A 15,697-nucleotide genomic window follows, 5' to 3' on the forward strand; every position below is an offset into this window, starting at 1 on the left:
CCGCCCGCCGGTTTTGATGACGCCACGCAGTCAAAAAGAAGCCGCCGCTGCTGACTGCGTCACAGCCAGCAGGGCGAAAAGCCATTAATCCTGGCTCTGGTACTCGTCCAGCGTAGCGCTCTGACAGGCTTCCATATTCTGGCTGGCCTGCTTCTTCTGGTCTTCGCTCAGATTCATCCAGGCAGCAACCACGGTTCGGGCTTCGTCTTCGTCAAAGTCCGGTTTTTCCTGCGCGGAAGGCGACTGGCCGCGCATGTGCAGCGCTTTCAGCTTGGTGATATAGCCATCCGCCGAGTCGGCTGCTTTATCCTGCGTCACCAGCGTACAAAGGTTAGCGATATAGCCCTGGGCCGGATCGTCTGAGTCTGCAGCCTGCGCTGCGCCAGTTACCGCCAGAGCGGCAAGCAGTAGCATTATTTTTTTCATATTTGCTCCTTAACAAGGATTTACGTTCGGCCGGTTCGGCATGGCCCGTTAAGGATAGCGCTTCCGTAGCGGGCCGGCACCGTACGCCTGAAGAGTAAATACTTTAATTCAGAGCCAGGTTCTGTACCAGTCGATCTGCTGCGCGATGAGGTGATCGCAGCGCGGGCCGCTGTAGCGAGCGTAACGTTTTGCCTCCGCTTCTACATGCAGCTTTTTCTCTGCTGCCGCCACGATATCAAACAGCGCAATGCCCTGCGGCGGCGGATGACGCGATCGTCGCCCGCTATCACCAGTACCGGGCTGGAAAGCTGGCTGGTAGTGCAGCGTCTTCTACACGGTCAGAAAGGCGATTTTAGTTACCATCACCGGGAACGGTGTTTTATGGCGCCTGAATAGTTTTAGCGGGAGGAATAAGAAGGAGGTGCAAAAGTCTCCACGATCTCAACCGTGGAGACGGCAATCTTAACCTTCGGGCATGGCGGAGGAGTGATGGCTTGAAATAAGCCATTTCTGTCCGTCCCATGCATAGGTAAAGGTATAACGCGCGGCGGCTTTAGAACCATCGCCAAAGGTAAAGGTATAGGTGCCGGTATCGATAGCTTTATTACAGCCGATGCGAACGGTACGGCTGTCGATATGGCCAACCGGCTTCTTCGCCAGGAATTTTTTAAAATAATCAACGCGCTCTTCGTCCGTCAGGCGAGCTTTGTTCGACAGCGTTGGCAGCAGAACGGCATCTGACAGATAGTTCTGCGAAACGGTGTTGGCATCGCCTGTTTTTAGCGAATCGTTCCAGCGATCGAACATAGAGGCAACTTCCTGCTCGGTCATTTTAACGCAGGAAGTACTCTCCTGAGCAAAAGCCGCCGAGCTGGTAAGCACGCCGGCAATCATCAAACCAATTAATCCAGCCTTCATTAATTATCTCCGTAGTATCTGTGTTTTTAATAAAGCTAAAATACCAGAAGCTAATAAACGCATATTAAACGTTCGCAGCGATGGGAAAAGGCTATGCCAGAGGGTTGATATAGATCACGTCAATAAGCATTCTTTATTGTAAGCACTGCGTTAATTATTTATTTATTATTAACGGCATTAATAAAGATGAATAACATGATTTATATTATCCGGGTGTTTTTTTAATAAGATGAGATAAAGGCAGGGTTTTTATAGCGAAAATGCGCCGTGTGGATAAGCAGAGCATTGCAAACGACAGGAGCCGGGCGGGTAAAAAAAGATGGTCAGCCGAAGCCGACCACCAACGTTTTTATTTCTGTAATAGCTGCTTAACCCAGGCAATGATTTCTGCATCTTTGCCCTGCTCAAACAGGCATTTCTGGAAGCGTTCGCCGCCGACGGCGGTTTTCACCAGTTCCGGGTCAATTGCGCGCAGCGTATCCAGATAGTTATCTTTGATTACCGCGCTTTTTACCTGATTGAGGATACCGGCGTTGCGTACCTGCGGCTCTTTACGCTCGACGGGATAGCCTTCGCCCCGGCGGCCGGTAAAGGCCTTTTCAAACATATAGCGCACATTCAGCTCGGCGCCCCAGCCAAAGCCTTTGGCAAAGGCCAGCGACAGCGCGTTGCCGTTATTGATTTGCGCAAACAGAAACGCATCCGCCGGATCGAGGCAGTAGCCGCAAACCACGCCAGGATGGATATTTAACGACATCAGCGCGCCCTGACCGGTGCCGCAGCCGGTGACCACGAAATCTACCGCCTTTGCGTTCAGCAGAATGCTGGCCATAATGCCTAAGTGGATATAGGTCAGATGATGATCGTTCTCGTCGCTCATGCCGACGTTAAACACCGCGTCTTTATTCTGCGCCGCTACGGCCTGTAACTGCTCCAGCACCACGGCGTTTTTCGCCGCCTGGCTGTTTTCCATCATCAGTGCAATATTCATCTTTGTTCTCCAGTATTCAGTCATTGAGAGGCCGATGGCGCATCAGCGCGCCAGCCAGCCGCCATCTACCGCAAGGGTATAGCCGTTGATGTAGTCAGCGGCTTTTGATGCCAGAAAAATCACCGGACCCATTAAATCCTGCGGCGTACCCCAGCGGCCAGCCGGGATACGCGCCAGAATTTCCGCACTGCGCTCTTCATCGCTGCGTAGCTGCTCCGTGTTGTTAGTGACCATATAACCCGGCGCCAGCGCGTTAACGTTGATGCCGTATTTCGCCCACTCGTTGGCCAGCTGACGCGTCAGCCCCATCACCGCGCTTTTCGACGCGGTATAGGAAGGCACGCGTACGCCACCCTGGAAAGAGAGCATCGAGGCAATATTGATAATCTTGCCGCCGCTCCCTTGCTTAATGAACTGACGGGCGGCCAGCTGCGATAAAAAGAACAGCGTCTTGATATTGACGTTCATCACGTCATCCCAATCCTGTTCGCTAAAGTTCAGCGCGTCTTCGCGGCGGATCAAACCCGCGTTGTTGACCAGGATATCGATATGCCCCATCTCTTCTACCGCACGTTCCAACAGTGATGACAGCCGATCCTGACGGCCGAGATCGGCTTGCAAGCTGAGAAAGCGTCTTCCCGTTGCGCCGACTTCCGCCGCGGTATCGGCGGGATCGCGGCGATTAATCGCCACGATGTCACAGCCCGCCTGTGCCAGAGCCACTGCCATACTTTTCCCTAAGCCGGTATTACAACCGGTGACCACAGCCACCTTTTCCTGTAGAGAAAAATCGTCAAGAATCATGCAGTTTCCTTATTTATAGATAGACGTGCAGGTATTCCACCAGACACAGGATCGCCATCGCCTGGCCATAAGGCATGGAGGTCAGCGGTATCTGGCGGTAGAAATCGAGGTCTTTACCCATGCCGGTGCCAAAGGAAACCTGTGTCAGCTCTCCGTCCTTATTGATGCGGGAGATCAATCCTTTAATCGCCTTTTCCGCCACCGCTATATAGCGGGGATCGGCACAGCGGCGACGCGCGGCTTTTAACATGCCGAAGGCGAAGCCAGCCGTTGCGGAGGCTTCAAGATAGGAGTTGGGATCGTCCAGCAACGTATGCCACAGGCCGCTTTCGTCCTGACATTTTTCCAGCGCCTCCAGCTGGCGGGAAAGCACCTGTTGCAGATAGCGCCGGGTCGCATCACCTTCCGGCAGCTCAAGCAGCTCAACGAATTCCGGAATAACGATGGTCAGCCAGCTGTTGCCGCGCGCCCAGCGAGCGTTAGCAAAATTATGGTGACCATCGAACGTCCAGCCGTGGAACCACAGCCCGGTTTCCTTATCCATCAGATGCTGGATATGCAACATAAACTGATACTTGGCTTCTTCGATATAGTCCGCGCGGTTCAGCAGCTTGCCGATTTTTGCCAGCGGCAGCACGGTCATCATCAGCGTGTCATCCCACAGCTGCTGATGGTTCTCTTCCGCCAGCGTGATGTGCTGCAAACCCCTCATATCGGTACGCGGCATATCATGCATAATCCAGTCTGCCCAGCTTTCCAGGTAGGGCAGCCAGCGTGGATCGCGGGTTTCCTCATAGCGGTATGCCAGCGTCAGAAACGGGCAAACCGTGTTCACGTTACGGGTGGTGGAACCTTCAGCAAAACGGTCGTTGAACCAGTTATCAATGATGGCTCGCAGCCGATCGTCCCCGGTTTGGCGGTAATACTGATGAATGCCGTACAGGCCGATGCCGTGCGTCCATTCCCATCCTGCCCAGCCTTTGGTATCAATCACCCGGCCATCGTCAAGCCTCAGTAAAAACTCGCCGGTTTCGTCGGTAATATTCACCAAATTGTCCACCAGTTTGTTGATCAGCTGATGCAGCTCCTGGCTGGAGATAAACCTTTCCGGCTGGCGCAGGAGTGGGCTGTGTTTTACTGGGTATACGACCATAATTGCTCTGTCCTCGTGGATCTTAAGTTGACTATGAATGCGTTAAATTGTCGCCGGGCGCCGCTTTTGTGGTCTGAGCGGGCAGAGTGCCGGCCGCTGGCTTATGCCGATTCAGGTAACCAATGTTGTTATTGCCCCACAGCGATTCGTAAGGCATTCCGGCCAGCATCTCGACGGTAGCGCGAGCCTGCGGCGTGATGCTGTCAGGGACGACGCCGCCCGCTATGCGCATTTTCTCGGTTTCGTCACGCAGGATTTTGTGCGTGGTCAAATTCAGCTTGAAGCGCAGGGAGATCAGGAAGCCCATGCACAGGACCAGGATCGTGCCGCCGCACATGATCATCAGGATCGCATGACTGACGTTTTCGGCCTGCTCGGTGCTGCCCGCCACAAAACCGGAAAGCTGCATCAGGATGCCGACCAGCATGACGGCACCAGCCTGCGAAGCCTTACGCGTCAGGGTCATGATCCCGGCGAAAATGCCTTCGCGACGCTGACCGGTAATCACCTCGTCCACGTCCGCAATGTAGGTATAGATATTCCACGGCACGTAGTTAATGCCGCCGCGGCCCAGGCCAGCGATAGCGGAGATCAGCAGCAGCAGCGAGAAGACATCGCTCATGCCGCTGTAATAAAGCACGCCGTAGGAAAGCGTACTGAGCGCAAACAGCGCCACCACGATGCGGTAGGCGGGCGCCGGCCCAATACGGATACAGAGCGGGATCATGCCGATCACGGCAACAAACTGGAGGATCGCCATCGTGCCCATCAGGTTGGAAGCCACGGTGGCCTGCTGCATCAGCACAAACACCACGTAGTAGGTAAACACGGCGTTAAAAACGTCCTGCGCGATATAGCCGCCCAGATACATGCCCAGATGCTGGCGGAAGATACGGATGCGCAGCGTAGATAACAGCTCGGTTTTCAGGCGGCCAAGGCTTTGCCCCAGCGTCAGCTTCTGCTGCTCGGCTGCCAGCGCGGCGGCGGATTTTTTCTCGGCCGGGCGCTCCCAGGTATAGCGATAAACCAGCGTCAGCACGATGGCGCACAGCACGGAAAAGACCAGGCTGGAATAGAAGAAAGAGAGCGGATTATCCTTGCCGAAATAAGCCAGCAGGATACCCGGCAGGAAAGCGGCCAGAATAGCGGAAAGCTGCGCCAGCGCGATGCGTGCGCCGGAGAATTTGGTTTTCTCTTTAAAGTCGTCGGTCATCTCCGGCACCAGGGTTTCATAAGGCACCAGAATCGAGGTGTAGACCACTTCAAAAAAGAGGTAGGTCAGCAGGTAGTAGACGTAGGTCATGTCGCCGACCCACATCAGGCTGTAGCTGAACACAAGGGGAATGCCCAGAAGGATAAAGAATTTACGGCGGCCGAAGCGTTTGCCGAGTCGGGTAGAGCCGAAGTGGTCGGTTAAGTAGCCCATTAGCGGGCTGACCACGCCATCCACAATGCGCGCCATGGCGAAAATAGAGGTGGCTTCAATAGGGCTGAGGCCGCAGAAGGTGGTGTAAAAGTAAAGCAGCCAGGCAGATGTTAATGCCATCGTACCGGCACCCAGAAAATCCCCTGATCCATAGGCGAGATAATTAAGCGTTCCTGGTTTACGTATTGTCATAATGTTCATCCTGAGTAACCAACATGCACAGCCCGGCTGTATGTCGGGAGAGGAAGTACGTTAGAGTTATGACGTCCAGAAAACCTTTGCGATTTTGCCAGCCGATATAAGGCGGTGGCGAAGAAAAGAAGATAGCGGCGGGCGGCTTCACTAATTTAATAAAATGGCGTTTCAATTTTATTGAATTAGCCATTCAGGCTTTGCCAGGCAAGATTTGTTGCGATCTGTGGTTGATTTTATGGCGTTAAATCAAAGTCAGCGGTGAAAATGTTTATATAGTTAAAAACCCAACCGAAGAGGAAAGCACAATGAAAGCTGCCGTGGTCAACAAGAATCATACTGTCGATATCGTTGAGAAAAAGCTGCGCGCGCTGGCGCATGGCGAAGCGCTGTTAAAAATGGAATGCTGCGGTGTCTGCCACACGGATCTGCACGTTAAAAATGGGGATTTTGGCGATCGTACCGGCGTGGTGCTCGGCCATGAAGGCGTCGGCGTCGTCAGCGAGGTCGGGCCTGGCGTGACCTCATTGAAGGTGGGCGACAGGGCCAGCGTGGCGTGGTTTTATAAAGGCTGCGGCCACTGCGAATACTGCACGACGGGCAATGAAACCCTGTGCCGCAACGTATTAAATGCCGGTTTTACCGCCGACGGCGGCATGGCGGAAGAGTGTATCGTGGTAGCGGACTACGCGGTGAAAGTGCCGGACGGGCTGGATCCGGCAGCGGCCAGCAGCGTAACCTGCGCGGGCGTCACCACCTATAAAGCAGTAAAGGTTTCTGGCATTCAGCCAGGCAAGTGGCTGGCAATTTATGGCCTGGGCGGACTGGGCAATCTGGCGCTGCAATATGCCAAAAATGTTTTTAATGCCAAAGTTATCGCCGTGGACGTAAACGATGCGCAGCTGGCTTTTGCCAAAGAAATGGGCGCCGACTTAGTTATCAACTCGCTGAAGGAGGATGCGGCGAAGATCATTCAGGAAAAAACGGGCGGCGCGCATGCGGCAGTGGTAACCGCAGTGGCCAAAGCGGCATTTAATTCGGCGGTAGACGCCATGCGTGCCGGTGGCCGTATCGTGGCCGTTGGCCTGCCGCCAGAATCGATGAGTCTGAATATCCCACGTCTCGTTCTGGACGGTATTCAGGTGGTCGGCTCGCTGGTGGGCACGCGTGAAGATCTGGCTGAGGCTTTTCAGTTCGCGGCAGAGGGAAAAGTAGTGCCGAAAGTCACCAAACGTTCTCTTGAGGAGATTAATGAAATTTTCGACGAAATGCTGGAAGGGAAAATTAAAGGCCGTATGGTGATTGATTTTACTGCTGACACCCACGCTGGCTAAAGCTGACTTGCCTGTGGAAACGGCTTAACCGCTTATTTCCACAGGCAAATATTTACAAAACCTGTCACGCGCTCATAAAGAAGCTCGACCGTGCTGGCGCTTCCGGCTCCAGTCGGCAACAGAGGCTTAGCCACAGCAGTGACACCAGCCAACCCGCATTGTTTAACATTTGTTTTCCCTTTGAACACATGGTAACAAATTAACTTTACTCACCCGTGGAGAATTCGCCACAGGCGTAGCTCTTTTTGCTAAGCGCTGTGGCGTTGTACAGCAAGGGCTGCACGCCTTATCGGGACGATTAACCGCTAAGCTCAGAAGTCATCGTTTCGCTTTGAACGTTAATGAGGAGAGTTAAGGTGTTAAAAAAGGCTAAAACAGGGCTGCTCGCAGCCGCGCTGCTGACCTTTAGCGCAGTGGCTGCCGACAATACGCCGCAGTATGGCGTAGAGCTACAGGGCTTCGATTTCCCTTATCCAATTGAAAAGTTTAATTTTTCATCACAACAGCAGCCGCTTTCTATGGGCTACATTGACGCGCGACCGGCAGGGAAAGCGAACGGGCGGACGGTAGTGCTGATGCACGGCAAAAACTTCTGCGGCGTGACCTGGCAGGATGCCATAGAGGCGCTGCGTCATGCGGGCTATCGGGTAATTGCGCCGGATCAGATCGGCTTTTGCACCTCAACCAAGCCTGCTTACTATCAATACAGTTTCCAGCAGCTGGCGTTAAACACGCATCAGCTGCTCGCCAGCCTGCATATTGATAAGATCACGCTGGTCGGCCATTCAACCGGCGGGATGCTGGCTACACGCTATGCGTTAATGTACCCACAGCAGGTAGAAAAGCTGGCGTTGGTCAACCCGATCGGGCTGGAAGACTGGAAGGCGAAGGGCGTGCCCTGGCGCAGCGTGGACGACTGGTATCAGCGAGAGCTGAAAACCAGCGCGGAAAGCATCAAGGCGTATGAGCAGAAAACCTATTACAGCGGCCAGTGGAAGCCGGAATACGATCGCTGGGTCACTATGCTGGCGGGGCTGAATAACGGGCCGGGCCACAAGCTGGTTGCCTGGAATTCCGCGCTGCTCTACGACATGATATTTACCCAGCCGGTTTATTATGAATTTGGCAACCTGACGGTGCCGACGACGCTGCTGATTGGCACGGCAGACACCACCGCTATCGGCAGCGATATCGCGCCGCCGGAGGTAAAAGCGAAAATAGGGCACTATAACGAGCTGGGCAAAGAGGCGGCGAAACTGATCCCCCATGCCGTGCTGATCGAATTCAAAGGAATGGGACATGCGCCGCAGATGGAAGATCCCGCTATGTTTAACCGTACGCTGATTGACGATCTGAACAAGCTATGACGGGCAGCGCAGGCTTCCAGCCTGCGCTGTGCACGCGTCCGCATGACGCCGGGTGCCTCCCGGTGAGTCAGAAAAGCCATAACCTGACCCGCTATTTGCCACAGGGTTAGCTGACTGGCTTAGCCCCGCCGCTCAGGGGGATCCGCCATACGGAAAAAAGCATAAATTTATCGGCATCAACCAAACCGAAACGATAGCGTGTTGCTTGCGAAATAAATAATAATTAACGGGAAGGTTTCAGGTGTTAATAGTGGATTAAATTAATAGCTATTCGCGTCATATTAATAATATTATTTCCTTCAAAGTTGTAAGTTTACTATTAATTTTTGGCTATTATTCGGCGCGTTATCATTACGTTGACGCTATCGTTTTTATTCTTTCTTCAGGCAATTTTCTCTGAAGATAATATGAAAAAATATAGCGTTCTGGTCTGTTTTTTACTGCTGTGTGGCTGCATGGGGAACCGTCATGCTCAGCAACATAATCCGGTTGCAGACTGTTCCAGCCACGACGATGAAATCGACTGTAGCTGGAACGTGCCCGACAGGCCGTAACGGCCGCGCTTATGCCGGCCCCTGCGCGTGCAATATGCGCTGCGCCTGGTCCACCGTTAGCGCGTAATCGAAAAAGCGGCGGTAAAAATCCTGCGTCGCCTTGACCATATCAAGCTGCGGGAAAAGCTCGGGATGCAGAAGCTTTGCCGCCCACTGAATTTGCAGCCCGGCTTCCGTGCCGTAGCGATCCCAGGGAAACACGCCCGCCGGATTTTGCCAGACCTGATGGCGTTTTACCGCCTGCAGATTGGCAAACAGCGCCGCATAGTCTGAATCGGCCAGCTTTCCGGCTCCCGCGCCGATAATGATGATATCCGGCTGCCAGAAAAGCACGTTTTCCGGCGAGGTTTCTTTCATATTGCCGTTTACTTCCGCCGCCACATTGCGGCCGCCAGCCAGGCGGATCCAGGTGTCGATCAACGTGTTGCGTCCGTCAACCTTCAGCGGATGCAGGGACTGAATATGTAAAACGCCAGGCCGCTGGCTATTGCTTAGCCCTGCGGTTTTCACCTGTATAGCGGCAATCCGGGCATCGAGCCAGGCGTTATAGGCTTGTGCTCGCCGTCGCGCCTGCGCCGTGCCGACCACCCCGGCCGTCGTCAGCAGCGAGCGCTGCATAGAGGGAAAATCGTCAAAGCGCATGACCAGCGTCGGCAGCCCGGCCCGCCGGTAAGCGTCAGCATCCGCATCTTCTGCCGCTACAAATACTGTATCGACCTTTGCGGCCAGCAGCGCCTCGCTGTTAAACGTGCGGCCATGAACCGACAGCGCCTGATGCAGCGACGGCGCTATTTTAAACATCCAGGGGCGATCGCTGGCGTGATTAACGGTCGCCACGATGCGGTCGCCCGCGCCCAGGGTCATCAACAGCGAATGATGCGCATACCAGCCGTCGGCGATCCGTCGGGCCTGCTGCGGTACCTCGACCTTGTTGCCGGCGTCGTCAATAACGCTCCGGGCAAAGCCAGGTGTAGCAAAAAGCAGGAAGAGAGCCGCCAGCAGCGGCGTAATCAGGGGTTTTATCATCAGAACCTCAGCTGTAGAGAAAGCTGCGCCATGCGCGGTTCGCCGAGCTGGGCGCTGGCATAGCCCGCGCCGCTGTAGCCGTTCAGGCCGCCGGGCACGATATTCGTCCAGTAATGGCGATTAGTCAGGTTGGTGACATCCAGGCGAAAAATGGTTTCCGTATTGAAGAGCCGCGTTGTGTAGCTGCTGCCGATATCGAAAGTCGTATAGCTTCCTGTCCAGCTGTCGTTGGCGTTATCGGTACTGCGGCGTCCTACGTAGTGCATGCCGCCATGAATATCCGTACCGCGTAAAAAAGGTAAATCGTAAGCGGCGAACAGGCTGGCCGTATAGCGAGCCAGGCCCACTATCTGCCTGCCGCTCGTGGCGGGACTGGCAGTATCGCGCAGGCGTGGATCGAGCCATGTCATGCCGCCATACAGATGCAGCCTGTCGGTAACGTCGCCGTCGGCCATCAGCTCCAGCCCCCGGTTGCGCTGGCTGCCGTCCACGGCATAGTCGCCGCTGGCGGTGGCATAAGCGAAAGGGCGGTCAATCCGGAACAGCGCGGCGGTCAGCAACAGCTTATCAATCGCCAGCTTGCTGCCCACTTCCAGCTGTTTGCTGCGATAAGGCGCCAGGATGCTGCCCGCGTTCGTGGAGCCGCTCGGCGCGGTATCGCCCTGTTGCAGGCTGTCTGCCCAGCTCATATAGAGCGTCAGCGGTTCGACAGGCTTGAACATCAGGCTGGCCGAACCGCTAAAGCCGCTGTTATCTGAATGGCTGCTGCGGCTGCCGGTTTTTGCATAGTTAGCGGAAGTCAGGAAGCTTTCGCTACCGGCCAGCAGCAGGCTCCACTGCGGTGAGAAGGTCAGCGTATCGCTAAGCAAAAAGGCCTGCTGCGTGGCGGTAGCCGAGTGGTAGCGATGGGTGAAATCCGGGTAGTCCGGTTCGGCAAAGGATTGCGGCTCGTCGAGCGAGGCGCTACCCAGCGTGCTGGTGGTGCCGTTCAGCGGATTATAATTTTTCCAGACAAAGCCGCGCAGGCCGGTGGAAAGCTGATGATGCAGCCAGCCCGTTTCCAGCTCGCCGTTCAGGTTCGCCATATAGCTGTTAATGGTAAAGCGGCTGGCTGTAGAAGAGGAGGTGGTGGTTGTATAATGACCGGCGCGGTCGGTAAAAGTATTCGTGACCGCCGTGGATTCACGATCGGCAATCTGCCGCAGCACGCCCAGTTCGCCCTGCCAGTTCCCGTCAAAATCGTGCTTCAGATGTACGCTGGCGGTCAGCGTATGGTTATCGCTACCGGCATAGTATTGTCCGAGATACGTCTTTTTGGGATCCGGCGCGGCGGGGAAAGAGAGGCCATTGCCCAGCGCAAATTTGCCCGGCAGCCCTTTTTCATAATAGTGGTAATAACTGAAATTGCTTTCTAACGTCGTGCGATCGGTTAGCGTTGCGTCCAGCCCCAGGCTGAACAGCTGACGGCGCTTTTTACTGCCGTGTGCAAAGCCGTCACCCTCATCATCCAGAAAATTAGCGCGATAGCGCAGGCGGTCATTGTCGTCCAGCGGGCCGCTGAAGTCGCCGGAAACCAGGCGGCTGAGGCCGGTGCCAGCGCCAAAAGTAAGGCTGTGCTGTGCGATATCGGTGGGGCGCTTCGCCACAAAGTTAAACAGCCCGGCCGGATTTGCCGGCCCGTAAAGCGATCCACCCAAACCGTTCAGCACTTCCAGATGGTCAAACTGCTCGGCAGCGTAATCGGTAGTCGAGACGACATTCAGGCCGTCAATCATAGAGTTCTGTACCACGCTGCCCTGCATTCCACGCGTTTGCGGGCGGGCGCCGTCACCCTGCACGGAAGGCATATAGCGATAGATATCCGTGATGCTTTTTAACTGCTGGTGCTTCATCAGCGTTGGGGAGACTTGCTGCACGGACCAGGGCGTATTGCGGATTTCCTGCTTGCCCAGGTTACCCAGCGTGACCTGCCTGTCGGGCGCAGCCGCTTCGCTATCCGGCGCGGCGGCTACAGTGAGGGTTTCTTCCTGGGTAGCGGCCTGAGCCTGAATACCTGTCAAAATCAGTACGTAAAGCGCGCGCTTCATCATGCGCGGCGGTGAGGCTATTGTCATTTTATACCTTGCCGATCGAAAAGCAGCCTTCGGGCTGCCTGAATGCAGATGCCTGTAAAGTTCACGCGAAAGATAGCATATCGTTATATGATAAATTATATAGCGAGTGCTATCCGCAGGAGCCTGGAATATGCTGCTGGATAACGGCCCATCAACAATAATTAATGATGCCTACAGATTTTCTGCATCATATTATTTTGCGTAAAGCGGGAACATTATCAGATGGGTAGAAAATTTTTGTGATAAGCGGCAGGCCTGTAAGGACGGTTTTTTCGCCTGTATTTGATGCCAATATGCCATCAGGTATTTTACCGCCAGGCAAATGCCGTCCGTATTTGTTGTGCCCGATCTGAATTTTGATAAAATAGCGACTTGTTGGTAACCTTCAGTAATACGGCATAAAAGGCACACAGAAAGGTTGAGCCTGTTCCTTGAGGAATATTTGTTATTCACGGTATCGGATTATTTTTGTATAAAATACTGCTATATCTGTTTATTATGGGATCAATAAGATAACGTAATCCATGCAGGTCTGTCGGAATAGAAAAGGATGTGTTTCGGCAAGTTATTTCTTCCCGGTTTTACCGCCGGAGTGGAAAGTATCAGGATCTTATAGGCTATTTTAGCCATTGCTATCGATTATTATTTTAGGGTTGTTCATATTTCACTCACTTTTTAAGGTGGAAAAAGCTTGCGTAAGGATGGGCGCACGGCATCGGCGGGTAAACCGTCTTTTACTTTTCCTGTGCCTTTAAAATCGATACCGGCGTTTATCTCCGCCGTCACAGCATATTAATGTTGTGAAAAACCTGCGCGACTGCATAAAACAGAAACTCATTGCGTAATTTATATTCAGGATGAAATATTATGCTAAAGATAATCGTTTCCAGCGATAACGTATATTACCGGAAAGGCGTTGAATCGCTGATTACAAGTGCAGGGAAAACCCTCAGGGATGGGTTATTTGAAGTGGTTTCAGAAACAAGTAGCCCGGTAACGAAAGAAGCCGATATTGTGTTCAGAGACATTATGATCAGCGTTTTTTTCTATAAGCGCGAAACGATTGCCGGCAAGGGCCAGGCGGAACCTCACCTGTCAGCGCTACACATTCCCTTTATCTGTCGTGGAGATAATATACCGCAAATTACCGGAAAGATTAGAAAAATCATGCTGATAGCCACTACTAACGCGGCCAGCTTTGCCAGCCGTGAAAATTATAAGTTAACCGGGCTAAAAGACTTTATGCAGCTCTCTTCTACAGAAAGCAAGGTTATGCTGATGGTTGGCCAGGGCTACGATACGGAAAATATATCCAGGATGTTAGGGCGTTCAAAAAAAACCGTCAGTACGCATTGCCGCAACGCCATCAGAAAAATGGGGATGCTTAACCGGGTCGAATTTTACAAATATGCCTCTTTTGTAGCGAAATATGGTAATAAAAAAGGTAATACGCTCTGCCTGTAACATTATCTTACGGCCCGCCTTTAAGCGGGCCATATAAAGCGGTAGCTTAACTGTCGACTATCGACACGGTTTCAGGATTAAAGCTGTTGATGATTTGCACATAATGCTTACGCTGGAAGTCGTTAAATTCCGCTGAGGAAGCCAGTGTAAATACAATCAGATTTAGCCTGGCAGGATTGATTACCGGATGCCAGGGAAGCTCGACGGTAGACTGCACCTGCTTAACCGGCTGTCCATTCTCCAGAAAAGAGTTGGCCGTCTGGATCACCGGCAACTTAGCCGGGCCGATTTCATTCTTCAGCATTTTGCCCTCGCTTTTATAGCCGGGCAGGCTGTTGGCCATAAAATTAGTTTGCGTTTCGCAAAATTCTTCCAGCGTTTGCCCCTCATTTTTAAATGATCGATTAATCAGGATGGTATATTCGTTCGCTTCCGGATCGCGAAAACGCAGGACGTTAATGCTCTGATCATAAAAGGGCGCCTCGGTCAGAAAAGTGCCTTCGTACATGATGTAGCTCTTTTTTTTACTCATGGTTCACCTGTTTTATTTGTTGCATCCGCCAATGGGATGATTTCCACACGCCTGTTTCTTTCCCGGCCTTCTCCGGTCTGATTACTGGCAACGGGCAGGCTGTCGCCCATCCCTTTAATCACAAGTTTGTCCGGCGGGACGTTGGCATGGCTGACCAGCCAGTCACGAACCGCCTTCGCCCTGCGTATCGAGAGCTGGTAGTTGGCTTCCGGGCTGCCGGTATTGTCGGAATGCCCAACGATGGCAAAAGTTGTTTGGGCATTGTTTTGCATTAACGGCAGCAGCCAGGCCAGATTTTTACTGCTGTCAGGCCCGAGCGTGGCGCTTCCTCTGGCAAACAGCGCGACGGAGCCTGACGCCATAAAAACCGGCGACGGATTGTAATTTTGCAGGGCGTCACTGACGCGCGCCGCCATTTCCCCACAGCGCGAAAATCGCCATAGCCGACTAAACCAGGCGTCGCGGCAGTACAGCAGCTGCTGTTTCTGGTCGCGCAGTCGTTGATAAACCGCTCTTTTTTTCTGCAGCTGTGTCTCTTCCGTTTGCCGGAAATCGGCCAGCGTACGGGTCGCCGCAGCGATATTTTTAGCCTCAAACCAGGTGGAGCCGATCAGCAGCATCGCCAGCAGCAGCGCAGCGCAAACCGGCAGCCAGCGCCATGAAAACCCCGAGCGTTGCCTGTCGGGCTGATAAGGCACGCCCGGGTCGATGACGTCAGGTAAGCTGGGCAGCATAACGCCCGGAGAAAGACCCGGACAGAGCCCGAATTTCTGCTGTAGCCACTGCGCCCAGGCGCCATGACGGGTAAAGCCGTTGCCATTATCGGCCAGCAGAACGGCGCTTAACCGTAGCGAAGAACCGGAGAACAGCGCCTGTAGCGCTTTGGCTATCCCCGAACTTTCCAACCACAGGCGCAGCGCGTCCGTCATGGCGTAACGGTAGATTGAGTGGCAGCTGAGCGGCTCAGAGACGGCGAGTAGTTTTGCCAGCTCGCGCGCGAGGGTGGTTTCACCGACCTTGCGGAGGTCAAACTTACCGGACCATTTTGCCTGTCCGGCCTGGCTTTCATGGCTCAGACGGGCATAGAGACCCAGCACGCACGGCAGCGCCTCCTGCTCATATAAGCGCCATGCTGCGATTTTCGCCAGCGCCTGAGCGTCGGTTTCCTCGCCGTCCGGGAAAAAGGGGAAAAAAGCATAGAGGCGATGCTTCTTCTTTCTCATCCGCTTTACTATTTCCGGCAGCGCTTCCGCTTCCGGTACCACGATCCAACTTATCGGCTCGTCTTCCTGTTCCGGCTGCCGTTCAGAAAACCATTTTGCGGCATAGGGGCCGATAATAAGGATGGCGGGCGCGGCGGCAGCGGGCTGATTTTTTAACAACGAAGCTGGCATGG

Annotated in this window: 14 protein-coding genes; 4 read left to right on the forward strand and 10 right to left on the reverse strand. The window is 53.7% G+C overall.

Annotated elements, in window-relative coordinates; all coding sequences use genetic code 11:
- Positions 1–84 precede the first annotated feature (84 nt).
- The 6 genes from AB6T85_RS09590 to AB6T85_RS09615 all read right to left on the reverse strand — a co-directional run bounded on the left by AB6T85_RS09590 (position 85) and on the right by AB6T85_RS09615 (position 5,910).
- The gene (locus AB6T85_RS09590) at positions 85–426 is read right to left on the reverse strand and encodes a hypothetical protein (protein ID WP_253456425.1); all 342 of its coding nucleotides are present in this window, start codon (positions 424–426) and stop codon (positions 85–87) included.
- Positions 427–888: 462 nt separating this feature from the next.
- Positions 889–1,344: an SgcJ/EcaC family oxidoreductase gene (locus AB6T85_RS09595; protein ID WP_253456419.1), complete on the reverse strand. Its 456-nt coding sequence runs from the start codon at positions 1,342–1,344 to the stop codon at positions 889–891.
- A gap of 349 nt (positions 1,345–1,693) precedes the next feature.
- Positions 1,694–2,335 carry an RpiB/LacA/LacB family sugar-phosphate isomerase gene (locus tag AB6T85_RS09600; RefSeq protein ID WP_301252843.1) on the reverse strand — a complete coding sequence of 214 codons (642 nt, stop codon included), beginning with the start codon at positions 2,333–2,335 and terminating at the stop codon, positions 1,694–1,696.
- A 42-nt stretch (positions 2,336–2,377) separates the two neighbouring features.
- Entirely contained in the window at positions 2,378–3,139 is a 762-nt protein-coding gene (kduD, locus tag AB6T85_RS09605) for a 2-dehydro-3-deoxy-D-gluconate 5-dehydrogenase KduD (RefSeq protein WP_369895402.1), read from the reverse strand.
- 13 nt (positions 3,140–3,152) lie between these two features.
- Entirely contained in the window at positions 3,153–4,292 is a 1,140-nt protein-coding gene (gene bglB, locus AB6T85_RS09610) for a beta-galactosidase BglB (RefSeq protein ID WP_253456411.1), read from the reverse strand.
- Positions 4,293–4,323: 31 nt separating this feature from the next.
- Positions 4,324–5,910 carry an MFS transporter gene (locus tag AB6T85_RS09615; RefSeq protein WP_301252841.1) on the reverse strand — a complete coding sequence of 529 codons (1,587 nt, stop codon included), beginning with the start codon at positions 5,908–5,910 and terminating at the stop codon, positions 4,324–4,326.
- A 308-nt stretch (positions 5,911–6,218) separates the two neighbouring features.
- On the opposite strand from AB6T85_RS09615, the gene adhP reads away from it, so the two are divergent.
- The 3 genes from adhP to AB6T85_RS09630 all read left to right on the forward strand — a co-directional run bounded on the left by adhP (position 6,219) and on the right by AB6T85_RS09630 (position 9,165).
- A complete protein-coding gene (adhP, locus tag AB6T85_RS09620) occupies positions 6,219–7,244 on the forward strand; it encodes an alcohol dehydrogenase AdhP (protein ID WP_253456406.1) in 1,026 nt (341 codons plus the stop codon).
- Between the two features lie 356 nt (positions 7,245–7,600).
- Positions 7,601–8,611, forward strand: coding sequence for an alpha/beta fold hydrolase (locus tag AB6T85_RS09625; protein WP_369895405.1), 1,011 nt, complete (start codon positions 7,601–7,603; stop codon positions 8,609–8,611).
- 407 nt (positions 8,612–9,018) lie between these two features.
- The gene (locus AB6T85_RS09630) at positions 9,019–9,165 is read left to right on the forward strand and encodes a hypothetical protein (RefSeq protein WP_369895407.1); all 147 of its coding nucleotides are present in this window, start codon (positions 9,019–9,021) and stop codon (positions 9,163–9,165) included.
- 9 nt (positions 9,166–9,174) lie between these two features.
- Here AB6T85_RS09630 and AB6T85_RS09635 read toward each other — a convergent pair whose 3' ends face one another.
- Both AB6T85_RS09635 and AB6T85_RS09640 read right to left on the reverse strand, forming a co-directional pair.
- Positions 9,175–10,191, reverse strand: coding sequence for an ABC transporter substrate-binding protein (locus tag AB6T85_RS09635; RefSeq protein WP_369895409.1), 1,017 nt, complete (start codon positions 10,189–10,191; stop codon positions 9,175–9,177).
- Positions 10,191–12,305, reverse strand: coding sequence for a TonB-dependent receptor (locus AB6T85_RS09640; protein WP_301730622.1), 2,115 nt, complete (start codon positions 12,303–12,305; stop codon positions 10,191–10,193). Before AB6T85_RS09640 ends, AB6T85_RS09635 begins: the two co-directional genes overlap by 1 nt.
- Before the next feature lie 867 nt (positions 12,306–13,172).
- Between AB6T85_RS09640 and AB6T85_RS09645 the strand changes: the two genes are divergently transcribed.
- Positions 13,173–13,769, forward strand: a complete 597-nt coding sequence (locus AB6T85_RS09645; RefSeq protein WP_301730623.1) for a helix-turn-helix domain-containing protein — start codon at positions 13,173–13,175, stop codon at positions 13,767–13,769.
- Positions 13,770–13,815: 46 nt separating this feature from the next.
- Here the strand turns inward: AB6T85_RS09645 and AB6T85_RS09650 are convergent, their stop codons facing one another.
- Positions 13,816–14,301 (reverse strand): DcrB-related protein, encoded by a 486-nt coding sequence (locus AB6T85_RS09650; RefSeq protein WP_253456389.1) that lies wholly within the window; start codon positions 14,299–14,301, stop codon positions 13,816–13,818.
- Complete coding sequence (locus AB6T85_RS09655) at positions 14,298–15,695, reverse strand: OmpA family protein (RefSeq protein ID WP_301252833.1); 1,398 nt, start codon at positions 15,693–15,695, stop codon at positions 14,298–14,300. Before AB6T85_RS09655 ends, AB6T85_RS09650 begins: the two co-directional genes overlap by 4 nt.
- Positions 15,696–15,697: the final 2 nt, after the last annotated feature.

Origin of the sequence: Erwinia aeris (genome assembly GCF_041224955.1) — a bacterium.
Taxonomy (GTDB): domain Bacteria; phylum Pseudomonadota; class Gammaproteobacteria; order Enterobacterales; family Enterobacteriaceae; genus Erwinia; species Erwinia aeris.

Coding starts and splice junctions, on each gene's coding strand:
- kduD (WP_369895402.1), bottom strand. CDS start 3,139: ATGATTCTTGACGATTTTTCTCTACAGGAAAAGGTGGCTGTGGTCACC.
- AB6T85_RS09640 (WP_301730622.1), bottom strand. CDS start 12,305: ATGACAATAGCCTCACCGCCGCGCATGATGAAGCGCGCGCTTTACGTA.
- AB6T85_RS09600 (WP_301252843.1), bottom strand. CDS start 2,335: ATGAATATTGCACTGATGATGGAAAACAGCCAGGCGGCGAAAAACGCC.
- bglB (WP_253456411.1), bottom strand. CDS start 4,292: ATGGTCGTATACCCAGTAAAACACAGCCCACTCCTGCGCCAGCCGGAA.
- AB6T85_RS09615 (WP_301252841.1), bottom strand. CDS start 5,910: ATGACAATACGTAAACCAGGAACGCTTAATTATCTCGCCTATGGATCA.
- AB6T85_RS09650 (WP_253456389.1), bottom strand. CDS start 14,301: ATGAGTAAAAAAAAGAGCTACATCATGTACGAAGGCACTTTTCTGACC.
- AB6T85_RS09655 (WP_301252833.1), bottom strand. CDS start 15,695: ATGCCAGCTTCGTTGTTAAAAAATCAGCCCGCTGCCGCCGCGCCCGCC.
- adhP (WP_253456406.1), top strand. CDS start 6,219: ATGAAAGCTGCCGTGGTCAACAAGAATCATACTGTCGATATCGTTGAG.
- AB6T85_RS09590 (WP_253456425.1), bottom strand. CDS start 426: ATGAAAAAAATAATGCTACTGCTTGCCGCTCTGGCGGTAACTGGCGCA.
- AB6T85_RS09630 (WP_369895407.1), top strand. CDS start 9,019: ATGAAAAAATATAGCGTTCTGGTCTGTTTTTTACTGCTGTGTGGCTGC.
- AB6T85_RS09645 (WP_301730623.1), top strand. CDS start 13,173: ATGCTAAAGATAATCGTTTCCAGCGATAACGTATATTACCGGAAAGGC.
- AB6T85_RS09595 (WP_253456419.1), bottom strand. CDS start 1,344: ATGAAGGCTGGATTAATTGGTTTGATGATTGCCGGCGTGCTTACCAGC.
- AB6T85_RS09635 (WP_369895409.1), bottom strand. CDS start 10,191: ATGATAAAACCCCTGATTACGCCGCTGCTGGCGGCTCTCTTCCTGCTT.